At 66.6% G+C, this 16,590-nt stretch carries 15 protein-coding genes; 7 read left to right on the forward strand and 8 right to left on the reverse strand.

Annotated elements, in window-relative coordinates:
- Positions 1 to 10 precede the first annotated feature (10 nt).
- Positions 11 to 1,963: a penicillin-binding protein 2 gene (gene mrdA / locus WH367_RS10175; protein WP_021026799.1), complete on the forward strand. Its 1,953-nt coding sequence runs from the start codon at positions 11 to 13 to the stop codon at positions 1,961 to 1,963.
- Between the two features lie 31 nt (positions 1,964 to 1,994).
- Here mrdA and WH367_RS10180 read toward each other — a convergent pair whose 3' ends face one another.
- Both WH367_RS10180 and WH367_RS10185 read right to left on the reverse strand, forming a co-directional pair.
- On the reverse strand, positions 1,995 to 2,753 hold the full coding sequence (locus tag WH367_RS10180) for a sulfite exporter TauE/SafE family protein (protein ID WP_312988378.1): 759 nt from the start codon (positions 2,751 to 2,753) through the stop codon (positions 1,995 to 1,997).
- A gap of 521 nt (positions 2,754 to 3,274) precedes the next feature.
- On the reverse strand, positions 3,275 to 4,957 hold the full coding sequence (locus WH367_RS10185; protein WP_339535902.1) for a GMC family oxidoreductase: 1,683 nt from the start codon (positions 4,955 to 4,957) through the stop codon (positions 3,275 to 3,277).
- Between the two features lie 294 nt (positions 4,958 to 5,251).
- On the opposite strand from WH367_RS10185, the gene WH367_RS10190 reads away from it, so the two are divergent.
- From WH367_RS10190 to WH367_RS10210, 5 genes are read left to right on the forward strand one after another with little or no spacing between them, the layout of a single operon-like run.
- Positions 5,252 to 6,376 carry an MlaE family ABC transporter permease gene (locus WH367_RS10190; RefSeq protein WP_021026795.1) on the forward strand — a complete coding sequence of 375 codons (1,125 nt, stop codon included), beginning with the start codon at positions 5,252 to 5,254 and terminating at the stop codon, positions 6,374 to 6,376.
- A 2-nt stretch (positions 6,377 to 6,378) separates the two neighbouring features.
- Positions 6,379 to 7,206 (forward strand): ABC transporter ATP-binding protein, encoded by an 828-nt coding sequence (locus WH367_RS10195; RefSeq protein WP_339535903.1) that lies wholly within the window; start codon positions 6,379 to 6,381, stop codon positions 7,204 to 7,206.
- Between the two features lie 2 nt (positions 7,207 to 7,208).
- Positions 7,209 to 8,174: an MlaD family protein gene (locus WH367_RS10200; RefSeq protein WP_182344031.1), complete on the forward strand. Its 966-nt coding sequence runs from the start codon at positions 7,209 to 7,211 to the stop codon at positions 8,172 to 8,174.
- Positions 8,175 to 8,184: 10 nt separating this feature from the next.
- Positions 8,185 to 8,868, forward strand: a complete 684-nt coding sequence (locus WH367_RS10205; protein ID WP_312988376.1) for an ABC-type transport auxiliary lipoprotein family protein — start codon at positions 8,185 to 8,187, stop codon at positions 8,866 to 8,868.
- Positions 8,868 to 9,506 (forward strand): hypothetical protein, encoded by a 639-nt coding sequence (locus WH367_RS10210; protein ID WP_339535906.1) that lies wholly within the window; start codon positions 8,868 to 8,870, stop codon positions 9,504 to 9,506. Before WH367_RS10205 ends, WH367_RS10210 begins: the two co-directional genes overlap by 1 nt.
- 70 nt (positions 9,507 to 9,576) lie before the next feature.
- Here the strand turns inward: WH367_RS10210 and WH367_RS10215 are convergent, their stop codons facing one another.
- From WH367_RS10215 to WH367_RS10240, 6 genes are all read right to left on the reverse strand, one after another.
- The gene (locus WH367_RS10215; RefSeq protein ID WP_339535908.1) at positions 9,577 to 9,774 is read right to left on the reverse strand and encodes a hypothetical protein; all 198 of its coding nucleotides are present in this window, start codon (positions 9,772 to 9,774) and stop codon (positions 9,577 to 9,579) included.
- Positions 9,771 to 11,192 carry a cell envelope integrity protein CreD gene (gene creD / locus WH367_RS10220; protein ID WP_339535910.1) on the reverse strand — a complete coding sequence of 474 codons (1,422 nt, stop codon included), beginning with the start codon at positions 11,190 to 11,192 and terminating at the stop codon, positions 9,771 to 9,773. The genes WH367_RS10215 and creD overlap by 4 nt, the downstream gene beginning before the upstream one ends.
- Positions 11,193 to 11,302: 110 nt before the next feature.
- Positions 11,303 to 12,769, reverse strand: coding sequence for a two-component system sensor histidine kinase CreC (creC, locus tag WH367_RS10225; protein ID WP_339535911.1), 1,467 nt, complete (start codon positions 12,767 to 12,769; stop codon positions 11,303 to 11,305).
- 9 nt (positions 12,770 to 12,778) lie between these two features.
- Positions 12,779 to 13,495 carry a two-component system response regulator CreB gene (gene creB / locus WH367_RS10230; RefSeq protein WP_339535912.1) on the reverse strand — a complete coding sequence of 239 codons (717 nt, stop codon included), beginning with the start codon at positions 13,493 to 13,495 and terminating at the stop codon, positions 12,779 to 12,781.
- 25 nt (positions 13,496 to 13,520) lie between these two features.
- Positions 13,521 to 14,267: an SDR family oxidoreductase gene (locus tag WH367_RS10235; RefSeq protein WP_339535913.1), complete on the reverse strand. Its 747-nt coding sequence runs from the start codon at positions 14,265 to 14,267 to the stop codon at positions 13,521 to 13,523.
- A gap of 64 nt (positions 14,268 to 14,331) precedes the next feature.
- Positions 14,332 to 15,213 (reverse strand): helix-turn-helix transcriptional regulator, encoded by an 882-nt coding sequence (locus WH367_RS10240; protein ID WP_339535915.1) that lies wholly within the window; start codon positions 15,211 to 15,213, stop codon positions 14,332 to 14,334.
- Between the two features lie 128 nt (positions 15,214 to 15,341).
- Here WH367_RS10240 and WH367_RS10245 point away from each other — a divergent pair, with 128 nt between their 5' ends.
- Complete coding sequence (locus WH367_RS10245) at positions 15,342 to 16,559, forward strand: MFS transporter (protein ID WP_339535917.1); 1,218 nt, start codon at positions 15,342 to 15,344, stop codon at positions 16,557 to 16,559.
- Positions 16,560 to 16,590 lie beyond the last annotated feature (31 nt).

Below are 16,590 nucleotides of genomic sequence, written 5' to 3' on the forward strand. Positions count from 1 at the left end.
TGCGCAGACCATGACCGAGATCCAGAATTCAGACCGCGCCTTCAGCCGCTTTCGGCTGCGGGTGGTCGTCATCGGTCTGGTGGTGGTGCTGTGCTTTGGCATTCTGCTCTCGCGCCTGTATGTGCTGCAGGTCGAGCGCCATGATGACCTGCTGGCGCAGGCCGAGAGCAACCGCACGGCGGTGGTGCCCATCGTGCCCAACCGGGGCCAGATCTATGACCGCAATGGCGTGCTGCTGGCCACCAACTACTCGGCCTACACGCTGGAGATCACGCCCTACAAGGTGGGCGATGTCGAAGAGACCATCGATGCACTGTCCCAGCTGATCGAGATCACGCCGCGTGACCGGCGCCGCTTCAAGCGCCTGCGCGAGGATTCGCGCAACTTCGACTCGCTGCCGATCCGCTCGCGCCTGACCGACCAGGAAGTGGCCAAGTTTGCCGCCCAGCGCTACCGCTTTCCCGGTGTGGATGTGAAGGCGCGGCTGTTTCGCTCCTACCCGATGGGCGAGACCGGTGCCCACCTGATCGGCTATATCGGCCGCATCAACCAGCGCGAGAAGGAGCGCATCGACGACTCCGACGAAGCGGCCAACTACCGGGGCACCGAGTACATCGGCAAGACCGGTGTCGAAGCCAGCTACGAAAAAGAGCTGCATGGCCACACCGGTGTGGAGCGCATGGAGACCTCGGCCGGCGGCCATGCGGTGCGCAAGCTCGACAGCTCCCCGGCCACTCCCGGCGAGAGCGTCGTGCTGTCGGTGGACATCAAGCTGCAGAAGATGGTCGAGGATCTGTATGGCGAGCGCCGGGGCGTGGCCGTGGCGATCGACCCGCGCAGCGGCGAGCTGCTGGCCATGGTCAGCAAGCCCACCTACGACCCCAATATCTTTGTCGAAGGCATTGACCAGGAAAGCTGGAAGGCGCTCAACGAATCCATCGACCGGCCGCTGCTCAACCGCGCGATGCGCGGCACCTACCCCACCGGCTCCACCTACAAGCCCTTCATGGGCCTGGCAGGGCTGGAGACGGGCAAGCGCACGCCCTCGACCATCATCCAGGACGGCGGCAGCTGGACCTTTGGCGGCCACACCTTCCGCTCCGGCCATGCGCTGGGCCCGGTCGATCTGAACCGCGCGATCCAGCATTCGAGCAATGTGTATTTCTACACGCTGGCCAATGAGATGGGGGTCGACGCGATCCATGATTTCATGAAGCCGCTGGGCTTTGGCCAGATCACCGGCATCGACCTGCCCGGTGAGGTGCGCGGCGTGCTGCCCAGCACCACCTGGAAGCGCGACACCTACAAGCGCCCCGAGCAAAAGCGCTGGTATGCGGGCGAGACCATTTCGCTGGGCATTGGCCAGGGCTACAACAACTTCACCATCCTGCAGCTGACCCATGCGCTGGCGACGATCCTGGACAACGGCAACAGCCGGGTGCCGCATGTGGGCCGCTCGCTGATTGACCCGGTCACCGGCGAGCGCCGCCCCATCGAGCAGCCCCCGCCCGTGAACCTGGGCTACAAGCAAAGCAATATCGAGGCCGTCAAGCGTGGCATGGTGTCGGTGGTGACGGGCGGCACCGGGCGCGGCTCCTTTGGCACGGCCCGCTACACGGCGGGCGGCAAGACCGGCACGGCCCAGGCCATCAGCATCGGCCAAAAGGAAAAGTACAACGCCGCGCGCCTGGCCGAGCGCCAGCGCGACCATGCGCTGTACATCGCCTTTGCACCGGCCGAAGACCCCAAGATCGCTGTCGGCGTGATTGTCGAGAATGCCGGTTTTGGTGCCGGCTCGGCCGCGCCCATTGCACGACGCATCATCGATTACTGGTTGATGGGCGAGTACCCGAGCGAGGCCGACATGGCTGCGATGCAGCGCGGCGACGGCCGCGCGCCGATGGGCACGCCGCGCAGGGTCGAAGATATCCAGCTCAAGCCGGCCGCCGAGCCTGGGCAATAACGAGGGCGGCCTTCGCGCTGAGTGCCGGGTTCTAGCGCAAGAACGCGTCGTAGCCGGTCTTGAGGATCAGCGCCGCCACGACGACGATGAACATGCCGCGCACAAAGCCCGAGCCTTTTTTCAAGGCCATCCAGGTGCCCAGCATGCTGCCCAGGATGTTGGCTGCGGCCAGCGGAATGGCAAAGTGCCACCAGACATGGCCCTTGGCGGTGAACAGGATCAGCGCCGCGATATTGGTGGCGATGTTGAGGATCTTGGCGCTCGCCGAGGCATTCAGGAAGTCGTAGCCCAGCCAGCGCACCATCAGGAAGACGAAGAAGCTGCCGGTGCCCGGGCCAAAGAAGCCGTCGTAGAAGCCGATGGTGGCCCCAATGGCCGAGGCCACCCAGGCTTCGGTGCGGCCGCTGTAGCGCGGCGCATGGGTCTGGCCCAGCTGCTTTTTGTACAAGGTGTAGGCCAGCACGGCGACCAGGATGACCGGCAAGGCCTTGCGCAGCATGCTGGGGTCGACCACGGTCACCGCCCAGGCCCCCAGCAGCGAGGCGACAAAACCCGCGCCTGCGGCCGGTGCAATGGCGGCCCAGCGCATGTCCACGCGCTTGGCGTACTGGCGCGCCGAGATCAAGGTGCCCCAGACGCCTGCACTCTTGTTGGTGCCCAGCAAGGTGGCCGGCGGCGCAGAGGGGAAAGCGCCAAACAGTGCGGGCACCAAAATGAGGCCGCCACCACCGACGACCGCATCCACAAAGCCCGCGAACATCGACGCGAAGGTAACGAAGATCCATTCCATGGGGCGAGATTGTCGCACCGCCGCGTGGGGTGCAGCACCGTACCAGGGCCGCTACATGCAGCGCTGTCAGCGGAACAGAAGGGGGCGGTGCTGCCAGGCCGTGATGGGCTGGCCGGTGGGTGGGGAGGCGGGCGGGGGCGAATGCGGCGCCAGAAAAACAAAAGCGCCCGAAGGCGCTTTGAAGGAGCATCTCATTTTTATTGATGCTTTTTATAAATGTTCGAATTGTAGAGATGTCTCCTCGGTCCTCTCGCAGAGCACTGTTTCAGTGCCTCGAGTGCCTCTACTATAGGTCATCGCACCTGCATGGTGCATTGGGATTTACCCCAAAGGTAACTGATTTGGTGCAGATTGCAGGATGCAACCGATTTCTGCCCCTTTCCTGCGCCCAGCCGCCCCATAACGGCAAAAAATGAGACAAAACTGCCGTTTCAGGGCGTGCTGGGCGGTCGATTGCCCTTGAAGAGGGCAGGGTCAGCGCAGCGGGCGCTGTAACCGCGCTGAAACTCTGCGGCGCACCATCATGGCCCATGGCTGGCGCGTATCCACTCCGAGGCCCGCTCGGCGAGCATCAGGGTGGGCGAATTGGTGTTGCCGCTGGTGATCGTGGGCATGGCGCCGGCATCGACCACGCGCAAACCGCGCACGCCGCGCACGCGCAGCTCGCTGTCGAGCACGGCCATCGGGTCGTGGTCGGCGCCCATCTTGGTGGTGCCCACCGGGTGGAAGATGGTGGTGGCGATATCGCCGGCCAGGCGCGCCAGGTCCTCATCGCTTTGGTACTGCGCGCCGGGCTTCCACTCCACCGGCTGGTACTTGGCCAGCGCCGGCTGGGCGGCGATGCGGCGGGTCACGCGCAGGCTGTCGGCTGCCACCTGGCGGTCCTCGGCGGTGGACAGGTAGTTGGGCGCAATCGCGGGGGCAGTGCGGAAATCCGCGCTCTTGATCTGCACCGTGCCACGGCTCGTGGGGTTGAGGTTGCAGACGCTGGCGGTGAAGGCCGGAAAGCTGTGCAGCGGCTGGCCAAAGGCGTCGAGCGACAGCGGCTGCACGTGGTACTGGATATTGGGGTGGGGCTGGTTGGCGCTGCTGCGGGTGAAGGCGCCCAGTTGCGAGGGCGCCATGCTCATCGGGCCGCTGCGCTTGAGCAGGTATTCCAGTCCGATCTGGGCCTTGCCCCAGAGGTTGCTGGCCAACACGTTCAAGGTGGGCGCGCCATCGATCTTGAAGACCGAGCGGATCTGCAGATGGTCCTGCAGATTGGCGCCGACGCCGGGCAGGTCATGCTGCACGGCAATGCCATGCTGCTGCAGCAAGTCACCAGGCCCAATGCCTGAGAGCTGCAGAATCTGCGGCGAGTTGATGGCGCCCGCGCTCAGCACCACTTCCTTGTCGGCCTTGACGATGGTCATCTCGGTGCCGGTCCAGACCTCCACCCCGGTGCAGGCGAGCTGGCCGTCGGCCTGGCGCTCGAGCACCAGGCGCGAGACTTGGGCATTGGTCCACATCTCGAAGTTGGAACGCCCATAGCAGGTGGGGCGCAAAAAGGCCTTGGCGGTGTTCCAGCGCCAGCCGTTTTTCTGGTTGACCTCGAAATAGCCCACCCCTTCGTTGCTGCCCCGGTTGAAGTCATCGGTGGCGGGGATGCCCGCTTGCTGGGCGGCTTGCGCAAAGGCGTCCAGAATGTCCCAGCGCAGGCGCTGCTTCTCGACGCGCCACTCGCCGGTGCTGCCGGTGCGGCGGTTGCCATGCCACTGCGCAAAGCTGGGACTGGTCTCGCCTTCCTGGTCCAGGCGCCAGTGGTCTTCATGGCGCTTGAAGTAGTTGACCGTGTCGTTCCAGCGCCAGCGGGCGTCGCCGGTCAGCTCGGCCCAGTGGTCGTAGTCGCGCGACTGGCCGCGCATATAGATCATGCCGTTGATGCTGGAGCAGCCGCCCAAGGTCTTGCCGCGCGGGTAGAGCAGGCTGCGGCCGTTGAGCCCGGCATCGGGCTCGGTCTTGTACAGCCAGTCGGTGCGCGGGTTGCCGATACAGTACAGGTAGCCCACGGGGATGTGGATCCAGTGGTAGTCATCGCGCCGGCCCGCCTCGATCAGCAGCACCCGGTTATGGGTCTTGGCGCTGAGGCGGTTGCACAGCAGTGCGCCCGCCGTGCCTCCCCCGATGACGATGTAGTCGAAACTTGTGTTGTCTCCAGATTGCATGTGCGGTCTTTTTCTCATTGGGAGTATGGGGCTCCCTCGGTCCATCGAATCGGCAAGTTTGTGAGCAGTATGCCGGGCTTGCCAAGCGGGAAAACCAATGCCCTGTCACCCATCGCGCCTACTGCCTGCCCGTGGCCGCCCAGCGTGGTGTAGATGCCGCACAAGCGCGGCTCGGCGATGCCTTCCTACAGCGGCACGCGCTGTGATCGCCAGCCCGCTGGGTGCGCCTGGGTGACAGACCGGCTATAGTGCGAATGGCGTGCGCGCAGGGCGACACGCTTTGTTTTTGGACCCATGGACGATACAGCCCCTCATCTACAGCAACTTCAGGACGGCACGCAGCGCTGGGCGCAGCTGCGTGGGCGCTGGGGTGCGGCAGAGCTGGGCCAGCGCCCGCTGTGGCGTGAGCTGCGCCGCCAGCTCGATGGCGCCGCGCCCAGCGCCCAGCAGGGCTGGGACCTGAGCGAGGTGCAGTGGCTCGACCATGTGGGCGCGCAGCTCCTGTGGGACCACTGGGGCCAGCAGTGGCCCGCGCAGCTGCGCACCACCGAGCTGCAGCGCCAGATGCTCGAACGGGTCGCGTCGCTGACGATGGGCTGCCCGCCCGAGACCAAGGTCAACTGGTGGGGCTGGCTGATCCAGCTGGGCCTGGTGCTGCTGGGCTTCATGGCCCATGTGCGCAGCATGGTCGAGATGGTGGGGCAGCTGCTGCTCGATGTGCTGCGCCTCATCAAGAACCCGCTGCGTGGCCCCTGGCGCGATGTATCGGGCCATCTGTATGCGATGGGTGCCACCGCGCTGCCGATCACGGCCCTGGTGGGCTTCTTGATTGGCGTGGTGCTTGCCTACCTGATGTCGCTGCAGCTGCGCCAGTTCGGTGCCGATGCCTTTATCGTCAATATTCTGGGCATCTCGCTGGTGCGCGAGCTGGGGCCCTTGCTGGGCGCCATCCTGGTAGCCGGCCGTACCGGCTCGGCCATTACCGCGCAGATCGGCGTGATGCGCGTCAACGAAGAACTCGATGCGATGCAGGTCATGGGCATTGCGCAGGGCTACCGCCTGGTGATGCCGCGCGCGCTGGCGCTGGCGCTGGCGATGCCGCTGGTGTCGATGTGGACCACGGTCTGCGCGCTGGTCGGCGGCATGATGGCCGCCGATGCCGCCATGGGCGTATCGCCCGCCTATTTTCTGCAGGCCATGCCCGGCGCGGTCGATATCGCCAACCTCTACCTGGCGCTGGCCAAGTCGGTCACCTTTGGGGTGGCGATCGCGCTGATTGCCTGCCACTGGGGGCTGGAGGTCGAGCCCAACACCCAGAGCCTGGGCCGGGGCACGACCTCGTCGGTGGTGATCTCGATCACCGCGGTGATCGTGCTCGATGCGATCTTTGCGATCGCGTTCCGCAAGGTGGGGTTCTAGCGATGAGCCATCCCATCTCCCAACCCCCCAGCGCGCCGACCAGCGATGAGAAAGTGGTCGAGATCCGCAAGCTCTGGACCGTGTTCGGCCAGGGCGACCGGGCCTTTGCGATCCACCAGGACCTGGACATGTCCGTCTACCGGGGCGAGATCCTGACCCTGGTGGGCGGCTCGGGCACCGGCAAATCGGTGCTGCTGCGCCAGATGCTGGGGCTGCTGCACCCGGCCAAGGGCGAGGTGCTGGTGATGGGCCAGCCCGTCAAGGAGCTGAGCCTGCGCGGCGCGGCCTCGCGCATCGGCATGCTGTTCCAGCAAGGCGCGCTGTTCTCGGCCTTCAATGTGCTCGAGAACATCGCGTTCCCGCTCAGCGAGCAGGGCACGCTGCCCAAATCCGTGGTGCATGATGCGGCCATGGTCAAGCTGCAGATGGTGGGCCTCAAGCCCGAGCATGCCACCCGCATGCCCTCTGACCTGTCGGGCGGCATGATCAAGCGCGTGGCGCTGGCCCGGTCGCTGATCATGGACCCGCCCCTCTTGCTGCTCGACGAGCCCACGGCCGGGCTCGACCCCAACAGCTCGGACGAGTTCTGCGCGCTTCTCAAGGACCTGCATGCCGAGCTGGGGCTGACCGTGGTCATGGTCACCCACGACCTCGATACCTTGTTTGCTCTGTCCACCCGCGTGGCGGTGCTGGCCGAGAAAAAGGTGATTGTCTCGGGCACACCGGCCGATGTGGTGCAGTTCAAGCACCCCTTTATTGAACATTTCTTCCTGGGTGAGCGTGGACGCCGTGCAATGGCTCCAGTGGCGCTTGGTGGGGTGAAGGAATAGCTATGGAAAACAAATCACACGCACTGGCGGCTGGATTGTTTGTGGTCTTGCTCACGGCGCTGGTCATCTTCCTGAGCCTGTGGATGGGCCGGGACAACACGAACTACATCCGCTATGAACTGTCCACCCGCGAGACCGTCAGCGGCCTGCAGCCGCAGGCGGCGGTGCGCTACAAGGGCGTGGCCGTGGGCCGCGTGACCAAGATCGAGTTCGACCCGGCCCGCGACGGCACGGTGCTGATCATCATTGCGGTCAACGCGGAAGCGCCCATCACGCAAACCACCTACGCGATGCTGGGCTACCAGGGTGTCACGGGCCTCGCCCATATCCAGCTCGATGACGACAACACCGAGACCACGCCGCTGCCCCCCGGCCCCGACGGCATTCCGCGCCTGCGCGTCAAGCCCTCACCGTTTGGCCAGATTGCCGAGCAGGGGCCCATCATCTTGCAGCAGGTGGAAGACGCGACGCGCAAGGTCAACGACCTGCTCAGCGAGGACAACCAGCAGGTGCTGGTGGACAGCATGAAGAGCCTGGGCCAGGCAGCGCAGAGCATGGAGCAGCTGAGCAAGCGCCTGATGGTGACGGTCGATACCAAGCTCGACCCGGCCCTCGCCAGCCTTCCTGCCATCGCGCAGGATACGCGCAAGACACTGGCGGGTATCCAGAAGACCTCCAATGACGTGAGCACGGCAGTGGGCAGCCTGGCGGCCAAGGGCGGCGTGGTCGACCAGATGGGCCAGGCGGTCGAGAAGGTGAGCGATGCGGCCGACAACTTCAACCGCAGCACCTTGCCGGCGATGGGCCGCACCATGCATGACGTGGGCTCGGCCGCACGCCGCATGGGCGATACGGCCGATGCGTTCAAGAACAACCCGCAGTCTCTGATTTATGGCAGCTCCAATGCGCTGCCGGGCCCTGGCGAGCCAGGTTTTGTAGCCCCTGCCGCCGCAGGCAGCGGCCGATAGGATGGATGCCATGATTTCTACTTCCCTGCGTGCGCCCTGGGTCCGCCGCCTGCAAGGCGCGGGCCGCGCAGCCCTGGTGGCTGCGTCGGTGGCGGTGCTGGCCGCTTGCTCGGCCCTGCCGCAAAAGCCCCAACCCGTCGCCCGTTATGACTTTGGCCCGGCGGCCGCGCCGGTCTCGCCCAGCGCGGCGGCCGCCGGTGCCGAGCCGCTGGTGCTGGCCAATGTGCGCGCCGCTGGCGTGCCCGATGCCAGCGCTGCCATCTACTACCGCCTGGCCTATGCCGATGTGCGCGAGCTGCGGCCCTATACCCAGGCCAGCTGGGTGCTGCCGGCGATGCAGCTGATCCAGCAGCGCATGCGCGATGTGCTCAGCGGCCAGCGTGCCGTGGTGCTCGATGACGATGGCGCCACCCAGCTGCTGCGCAAGACAGGCTACCCGGCGATGCTGCGCCTCGAGGTGGTGGATTTCAGCCAGGTCTTCGATTCGGCCCAGTCCAGCCAGGGCGTGCTGCGCATCCGCGCGACGCTGAGCGAAATCACTCCCAAGGGTGAGCGTTGGCTGGCCCAGCAGGTGTTCCAGGCCCAGCAGCCCGCCGCCAGCCCCGACGCGGCCGGTGCCGCCGCCGCACTGGCATCGGCCACCGACCAGGTGGCCCAGCAGCTCGATACCTGGCTGCGCCAACAGAAGCGCTGATGCCCGGGGGATGGAGGCGCTCGCTGTGGCGCGGGTCGGCCGCCTGGGTGCTGGGCGCCATGGCGGTGGTGCCGCTGCTGGCCGCCGAGATGGACGACGATGCCTACCGCGAGGCCGTAGCCCAGCTGGACGCACGCGCTGAAAAAGCCCTGGCCCATTGCAAGCGCCTGGCCGCTGGATCAGCTGCGCAGCGCCGCTGCACGGTCGAAGCCGACAGCCAGCACGCGGTGGACGCTGCCCAACTGCAGGCGCAGCGCCACCCCAGCGGCAACAACCGCTTCAAGGCCCTGGCCGCCCAGGTAGACCGGCGCCACGCGCTGGCGGTCGAGGACTGCAAGACCCGCCATGCCGGCAACGACAAGGACAGCAAGAGCGCGCAGCAGGACTGCCTGCGCGAGGCCAAGCAAAAGCGCGCAGCCGGCATCCAGGATGCGCACCAGCAGGCGGCCAGCGAGGTGTCCATCTTCACGCCGCCCAAGAGCGAGGCCGAGCGCCAGCGCGAAGCCGATCTGGACACCGCCATCCGCAAGTGCGACAGCCTGCTGGGCGATGCCAATGTGCAGTGCGTGCGCGGCCTGTCGCCGGAAGCTCGCTTGCGCGCCATCAGCCGGGGCAGCGGCGCATCGCCTACCAAGTAGGCCCTCATTTTTAAGAAAGCAACAAGGCAGCCCTCGGGCTGCCTTGTTGCTTGGGGTGCTGAAGAGACGTTTAGAACCGCTGCTGCGCCAGCAACAGCGAGCAGCGCAGCCGCAGCCACATCAGGCGCCGGGCATTGGCCTGCAGCGGCAGCTGGCTGCCACGCTCCAGCCACTGGTCACGGAGCGTGCGCAACTGGCTGCGGCTCATCTGGTGCTGGGCCTGGCACCATTGCTGGCGCTGCTGTTCCATGCGGGTGTCGGTGTTCATGCGCTCTCCTGGGTGCGTGGGGCAAAGGTCTTGGGGGCGGGGGTGGGAATTGGCTCGGGGGCGTCGCCTTTGCCAAAGGCATACCAGTCGACCTTGCGCGTGGCCACCATCACGATCGCCAGCACGGCAAACAGCGCGAGCGAGCCAACAGCCAGCGCGGTTTGTTCGAGCTGCAGCAGCACAAACAACAGGCCATACATCAGCGCAATCAGCGCTGCAAACGGCAGGCCGCGCCGCAGGCTGCCCAGGATGTGGCTGGCGTAGTAGCCCAGCAGCAGCACGCAGGCGCCCGCGCCGATGGCATAGGCCTGGCTGAAACCCACATGCTCGGACAGGCTGATCAGGAGTAGGAAGAAAATGCACAGCGCCGAGCCCACCAGCAGGTACTGCACCGGGTGTACGCGCAGCTTTTTGAGCACCTCGAACATGGCCACGGCGACAAAGGTCAGCACCACAAAGAGCAGGCCGTACTTGGTGGCGCGGTCGCTCAGGCTATAGGGGTTGACCGGGTCGATGAAGCTGGTGCCGAACTGCTCCAGGCACTGGCTTTCTTCGGTCGCGTAGGGATAGCTGGTGTCGGCCGTGCCCAGGCTGCACAGCGAGCGCTCCTGCACAAAGGCCTGGCGCGCCGATGAGGCCAGCGCCGGGATGCTCCAGCTGGCGTTGAAGCCCTGGTCGCTGATCTCGCGGCTGAGCGGCAGAAAGTTGCCACCAAACGAGGGATGGGGCCAGTCGGCCTGCATGCTGACCTGGTTGGTGCCGCCCAGTGGCACAAAGGCCAGGCGCTCGGTGCCCATCAGCTGCAGCAGCACGACCACTTCCATGGCGCTGCTGTCGTTGCCACTGGCGGCCGTCAGGGGCTTGGTCTGCAGGCCCCGGGTGTAGACGCCGTGGCCGGTGCCCGGCTCCAGTGGCAGCGGCTTGCCATCGACCTGCAAAGTCGCACTGCGGATGCCGCGCGGATCGCTGAGCGGCAGGACCAGGCGCGGCGCATCGCAGTGGCGCACGGCGCTGCCCTCGGGCTTGCCTTGCAGCTGGTTGCCGGGCGCAAAGCGGGCGACCAGCTTGTCGTGCATGAGGAAGGTGTTGACCTGGTAGAGGCCGCGCGCGCGCGGCTGCATCTCGGCCCGCGTCTGGTGGCTGATCTCATCGGGCAGCGCATAGCGCTGAAAGCTGACCAGGCGGGTCTCCACACGCCCCTCGCTGTCCTTGCCGCTGACTTCACGGCTGCAGCGCTGGGCCAGCACCGGACCAAACAGGGTCTGCGACCCTGCGGTGCTGTTGACCACGCTTTGTACCGCGCGGTCGCGGTTGTAGATGCGGTCGCGCACCACGTCGCTGATCATCATCAGCGCCACCAGCAAAAGCGCCATGGTGATGGCCAGGCTCAGGGCCTTTTGCACCAGTCTGTTTTTCATGCATTCCTCGTTGCTCTGTGTATCGGTGCGGCGAGTGTCGGCGGCCCCGGTGAGCCGAGCATGAAGTCTGTGAAGGCAGTGTGAAGTGCAGCGGCTTGCGGCTGAAGGGCTCAGTCCTGGGCCGAGAAATCAAGGCTGGCGCGCAGGCCGGGCTGGGTGTTGGCAAACTGCAGCCGGCCGCCATGGAGCAGCATGATGCGCTGCACGATGGACAGGCCCAGCCCGCTGCCGCTGCGCTCGCCGTTGGGGCGCGGTGTGGTGAAGAAGCGCTCGCCCAGGCGGGGCAGCAGGCTGGCCGGCACGCCCGGGCCGCTGTCCTGCACGCTCAGGCGCTGGGGCGCCAAGGTCAACACGATCTGGCTGTGCGCGGGCGAGAAATCCAGCGCATTGGCCAGCAGGTTGCTGATCGCCAGCGTGACCAGGGCCGCATCCCAGGCGCCCTGGCTGTCATCGCCTTGCAGCAGCAGCGGTATGCCTTTTTGCGCGGCGGTGGCCTGCAGCTGCGCGATGGCCTGCTCGGCGCAGGCGCGCAGGCTGGTGTGCTGGCTGGCCGTAGCGAGCGCGCTGCGCTGCTCCAGCTGGCTCAGCTGCATCAGCTGGTCGATCAGGTTTTGCAGGCGCAGGCTCTGGTCCACCACCTGCTGGGCAAACATCGCGCGGTCGGCGGCGGGTAGCTCGTCCTGCAGCAGCTCACCCGCGCCCCGGATGGCGGCGACCGGGCTCTTGAGCTCATGCGTGAGCGCGCGCACATAGCCTTCGATGTAGTCGCGCCCTTCCAGGCGCCGGCGCATCGAATCCATGGCCTGGGCCAGGTCACCCAGCTCACCGGGGACATCGGGCACCTCGGGTGTCTTGGGCGCGCGGGTGATGCGGCTGCCTTGGGCCTCCTGCAAGGTGGGGCCCTGCACCTGCTGGGCATAGCTGCGCAGCTTGCGCACCTGTACCACCAGCCACCAGGTGATGGCAAAGCCGACGGCCGCCGACAGCAGCAAAAACAGCACACCGCCGCGCAACATCTTGCTTTCGCTGCTGTCGATGATGCTTTGCACCGCATTGGCTGGCTTGGAGACGGTGAGCACGCCGACGATGGCGCCATCCCGCACGATGGGCGCGGAGACATACATGACGCTGGTGGCCTCGTCGGTGGCCACTTCGCGCGAGGTGCGGGCGCCGTATTCGCCGCGCAAGGTGAGCGCCACATTGCGCCAGCGCGCGTAGTCGGCCCCCACATCCTGGCCGGCGGAATCGAACAGCACCCGGCCCTGGGCATTGGTCACGGTCACGCGCAGGTCCAGCGCGGCCTTGCGTGTGTCCCAGATCCACACCCGCAGCGGCTGCTGGAAGGCGGCCTGCACCTGCTGGGCAAAGCGGCTGTTGCTGCTGTCGCTGCCCAGCTTTCCATCGGCCAGATCATCGCTGGCCTGCGCGGCCAGCAGGTAGGCGGTCTCGACCAGGGTGTCTTCGGTCACCTTGCGCACGCTGGGCTTGATCTCGGCCATGAACACGCGCAGCACAAAAAAGGCCGCCAGCCCGTTGATCAGGAAGAAGGCAAACAGCAGGCGGATCCCCAGACGCATGGCCGGTCCTCAGTCGCTGTCGCGCAGGCTGTAGCCCATGCCGCGGTGCGTGGTGATGAAGTCGCGGTCGGCCACCACGGTGCGCAGCTTGGCGCGCAGGGTCTTGATGTGGGTGTCCACCGTGCGGTCGGTGCTGTCGCTGTGCAGGCCCCAGACGGCATCGAGCAGATGGTTGCGGCTGAGGATGCGGCCCTGCGCGGCCAGCAGGCTGCTGAGCAGCTGGAATTCGCGCCGCGTCAGATCCAGCAGCACGCCTTGCAGGCGCACGCACTGGCCGGCCTCGTCGACCTGGAAGGCGGTGCTGGCGGCGGTGGCCGGGGCGCTGTTGGCATGGCTGGTTGCCGGCGCAAATTGCTGGGCACGGCGCAGCAGCGCGCGGGTACGGGCCACCAGCTCGCGCGGGCTGAAGGGCTTGCTCAGGTAGTCATCGGCGCCCAGCTCCAGGCCCAGCACGCGGTCCACTTCTTCGCCCCGGGCGCTGAGCACCAGGATGGGCGCGGGCGAACCGTTGGCGCGCAGCTGGCGGCACCAGTCCAGGCCATTGCCATCGGGCAGGCCCACATCCAGCAGCAGCGCATCAAAGCGGCCGCTGGCCCACTGTGCGCGGGCATCGGCCATCAGGAGGCTGTGGGTGCAGCGGATGCCATCGCGCTCCAGCGCATAGCAGACGGTGCGGGCAATGGCTGGATCGTCTTCCAGCAGCAGAACATGGGGAGCAGGGCGCATGGTGGGTTCCGTCAGAACGGGTGGCCTAGCGGCCGCCGCCGGCATCGATGAAGGAGCCGGTGCAGTAGCTGCTGTGCTCGGACATCAGCCAGTAGATGGCCTGGGCGATTTCGTCTGCGGTGCCGCCGCGCCCCAGCGGCACGCCGGCCGACAGCCGCTGCACGCGGTCGGGCTGGCCGCCGCTGGCGTGGATATCGGTCTCGATCAGGCCCGGGCGCACGCCGTTGACGCGGATGCCTTGCGCGGCCACCTCCTGGGCGAGGCCCAGGGTCATGGTGTCGATGGCGGCTTTGGACGCCGCATAGTCCACATACTGGTGGGCCGAGCCCAGGCAGGCAGCCCGGCTCGAGACATTGACGATGCTGCCGCCCGCGCCGCCTTCGGCGGTGCTCATGCGGCGTACCGCTTCGCGGGCGCAGAGAAAGCTGCCCAGCACATTGGTATCGAACATGCGGCGCCAGCGCGCCATGTCCATGTCCTGCAGGCGCTGGGCGCGGTCCACCACGCCGGCGTTGTTGACCAGCCCCGTGATGCGCCCCAGCTCGCTGTCCACGCGCGCAAACATCGCCAACACCTGGCCCTCATCGGCCACATCGGCCTGTACGGCGATGGCGCGGCGGCCCAGGGCCTGCACCGCCTGCACCACGGCCTGGGCCGCTGCTTCATTGCTGCTGTAGTTCACGGCCACATCCCAGCCATGCTGGGCGACCAGGACGGCAGTGGCGGCACCGATGCCACGGCTGGCACCGGTGATAAGGACGATTGAGGTCATGGCATGGAGGCTCACAAAAGAGGCCCTATCTTAGGCGAGCTTGCGCCGCATGCCCAGGCGGCATTCAAGGCGCGGGCAGCGCGGCCAGCCGGTCCAGCGCCTCGGCGTCCTGGTCGCTGACGGGCAGGTAGACCACCATGCGCATGCCGTTGCGCGGGGCCGACCACCAGTAGGTCTGGCGCAGGTGGAGGATGCCGACAACAGGGTGGTCAAAGGTCTTTTCGTTGTTCTCCGGGCTGCGCACCTGGTAGCGCTCCCAGGCGTTGCGGAAGACGGGCGACTGCGCCAGAAAGTAGTCCAGCCGCTGGGCAATCGCCGGGTCGCCACTTTGCTGGGTGTAGGCCGCACGGAACATGGCCACCATGCGCTCGATGGCCTGGGGCTCATGGCGCATCACGCGCTGCCACTGCGGGTTGAACAGGTTCATGTGCAGGCAGTTGCGCTCGAGCGCGGGCAGCTGCTGCAGCGATACGCCCATCAGCCGCTCATAGGCGGCATTGGCGTCGAGCAGGTCAAAGGCAGCGCTTTGCATCTGGGCGGGGTAGGGCAGCATCTTGTCGAGCAGCTGCCGGTGCAGGCAGCCCGGTGCGTCGAGCACGCTGGCGGCGGGCTGGTCGAGCTTGATGCCCGCCAGCACCAGCAGGTGGCGCAGTTCGTCGTCATTGCATTGCAGCGCGCGGGCGATGGCCTCCACCGCCTGGCGCGAGGGCTGGACCTCGCGGCCTTGTTCGAGCTTGGTGTACCAGGTCACGCCAATGCCGGCGAGCTGGGCGACCTCTTCGCGCCGCAGGCCCGGGGTGCGCACCCGGCCATGGCGCGCCAGGCCCATGGCCGCGGCCGACAGGCTCTCGCGCCGGGCACGCAGAAAGTGGCCCAGCTCCTGCGAGGGGACAGAGGCCGCAACGGCAGGCGGGGCATGGGTGGGAGTGGCTGCAAGCATGGTCATGGGCGGTTAGGGTAGCGGCAATGGTGCAGTGCAGTATAGGCCTTCCAAGCCTAGGCTACGCAGAATCTTGTACCAGTCTAAAAAACATAACACACTGGCGCCCTGTTTATTTTCAGGCGCAGACTCCCATGCGAAGAATCACTGCTGACAACGCCACTTTCGGCGTTTTTCTGGCCTTTTTGCTGATCCCCCTGTCGGGCATCGGCACCGATATCTACCTGCCCTCGATGCCCGCCATGGCCCAGAGCCTGGGCGGCACCGCGTCCCAGATCCAGCTGACCTTGACCTTGTTCATCGCCGGCTATGGCCTGGGCCAGCTGGTGGTGGGCGTGCTGCTGGACCGCTTTGGCCGCTGGCGGCCCACGATGGTGGCGCTGGCCCTGTTTGCGCTGTCGAGCGCGGCCATTGCCGTCAGCGACGACATCGTGGTCATCTGCGCGCTGCGCCTGCTGCAAGGCCTGCTGGGCGCGGTCGCCGTGGTCGGCAAGCGCACCTTTTTTGTCGATGTGTTCCGGGGCCCGGCGCTGCAGCGCTACCTCACCTGGATGACCGTGGTCTGGTCGCTGGGGCCCATCTGCGCGCCTTTTATTGGCGGCTTTGTGCAGACCCACTGGGGCTGGCGCGCCAATTTTGTGGTGCTGGCTGTGTTCTCGGTGATTGCGCTGGTGCTGGAGCTGCTGGGCGGCGGCGAAACCCTCGCCCAGCCCCAGCCCATCCGGCCGCGTGAAGTGGCCAGCCGGGCCTGGGAGATCATGCGCAACCGCGCCTTTGCGCGTGGCGTGCTCTGCGTCAGCGCTGCGTATGCGATGGTGATGGGCTGGAGCATGGCCTCGCCCTTTATCGTCGAGACCGTCTACCACCGCCCGCCCACGACGACAGGGTCGCTCGCGCTGCTGATGGGCCTGGCCTGGATGGGCGGCGGCCTGATCGCCCGCGCGGCAATGGCGCGCTCGCTGGCGGCCAAACACCAGGCCGCGCTGTTGGCGATGGCCGGTTTCATCGCACTGCTGGCGCTGACAACCTGGCTGCCCGCGTCCTGGCCATCGCTGGAAGTGATGGCGGCCGTCGCCTTTTGCATCCATGTGGCAGCAGGCCTGGTGTTCAATATCCACTTTGCCAATGTGCTGTCGATGTTCCCCAAACACGCTGCCTTGTCGGGCGGTATTGCCGGCGGTCTGGCCTTTTTGCTGACCTCGCTGCTCGCGTCCTTGGGCATCCACCTGGTGAACCCGCAGACCGGCTTGGGCCTGGCGGCGGTCTATGGCGGGCTGGCCTTGTTGCTGGTGGCCGCCTGGCTGACGATGCTGGCGCGTCCGGCACCGGCAGCGGCCTGCGCAACGCCATAATCGACCAGGCCCCCGCATCTCGCATCTGTCG

The organism is Comamonas sp. MYb21 (assembly GCF_037479395.1).
Lineage (GTDB): Bacteria > Pseudomonadota > Gammaproteobacteria > Burkholderiales > Burkholderiaceae_C > Comamonas.

Bases quoted from the DNA above. Each gene is read 5' to 3' on its own strand.
- mrdA (WP_021026799.1), top strand. From the start codon at position 11: ATGACCGAGATCCAGAATTCAGACCGCGCCTTCAGCCGCTTTCGGCTG.
- WH367_RS10180 (WP_312988378.1), bottom strand. From the start codon at position 2,753: ATGGAATGGATCTTCGTTACCTTCGCGTCGATGTTCGCGGGCTTTGTG.
- WH367_RS10185 (WP_339535902.1), bottom strand. From the start codon at position 4,957: ATGCAATCTGGAGACAACACAAGTTTCGACTACATCGTCATCGGGGGA.
- WH367_RS10190 (WP_021026795.1), top strand. From the start codon at position 5,252: ATGGACGATACAGCCCCTCATCTACAGCAACTTCAGGACGGCACGCAG.
- WH367_RS10195 (WP_339535903.1), top strand. From the start codon at position 6,379: ATGAGCCATCCCATCTCCCAACCCCCCAGCGCGCCGACCAGCGATGAG.
- WH367_RS10200 (WP_182344031.1), top strand. From the start codon at position 7,209: ATGGAAAACAAATCACACGCACTGGCGGCTGGATTGTTTGTGGTCTTG.
- WH367_RS10205 (WP_312988376.1), top strand. From the start codon at position 8,185: ATGATTTCTACTTCCCTGCGTGCGCCCTGGGTCCGCCGCCTGCAAGGC.
- WH367_RS10210 (WP_339535906.1), top strand. From the start codon at position 8,868: ATGCCCGGGGGATGGAGGCGCTCGCTGTGGCGCGGGTCGGCCGCCTGG.
- WH367_RS10215 (WP_339535908.1), bottom strand. From the start codon at position 9,774: ATGAACACCGACACCCGCATGGAACAGCAGCGCCAGCAATGGTGCCAG.
- creD (WP_339535910.1), bottom strand. From the start codon at position 11,192: ATGAAAAACAGACTGGTGCAAAAGGCCCTGAGCCTGGCCATCACCATG.
- creC (WP_339535911.1), bottom strand. From the start codon at position 12,769: ATGCGTCTGGGGATCCGCCTGCTGTTTGCCTTCTTCCTGATCAACGGG.
- creB (WP_339535912.1), bottom strand. From the start codon at position 13,495: ATGCGCCCTGCTCCCCATGTTCTGCTGCTGGAAGACGATCCAGCCATT.
- WH367_RS10235 (WP_339535913.1), bottom strand. From the start codon at position 14,267: ATGACCTCAATCGTCCTTATCACCGGTGCCAGCCGTGGCATCGGTGCC.
- WH367_RS10240 (WP_339535915.1), bottom strand. From the start codon at position 15,213: ATGACCATGCTTGCAGCCACTCCCACCCATGCCCCGCCTGCCGTTGCG.
- WH367_RS10245 (WP_339535917.1), top strand. From the start codon at position 15,342: ATGCGAAGAATCACTGCTGACAACGCCACTTTCGGCGTTTTTCTGGCC.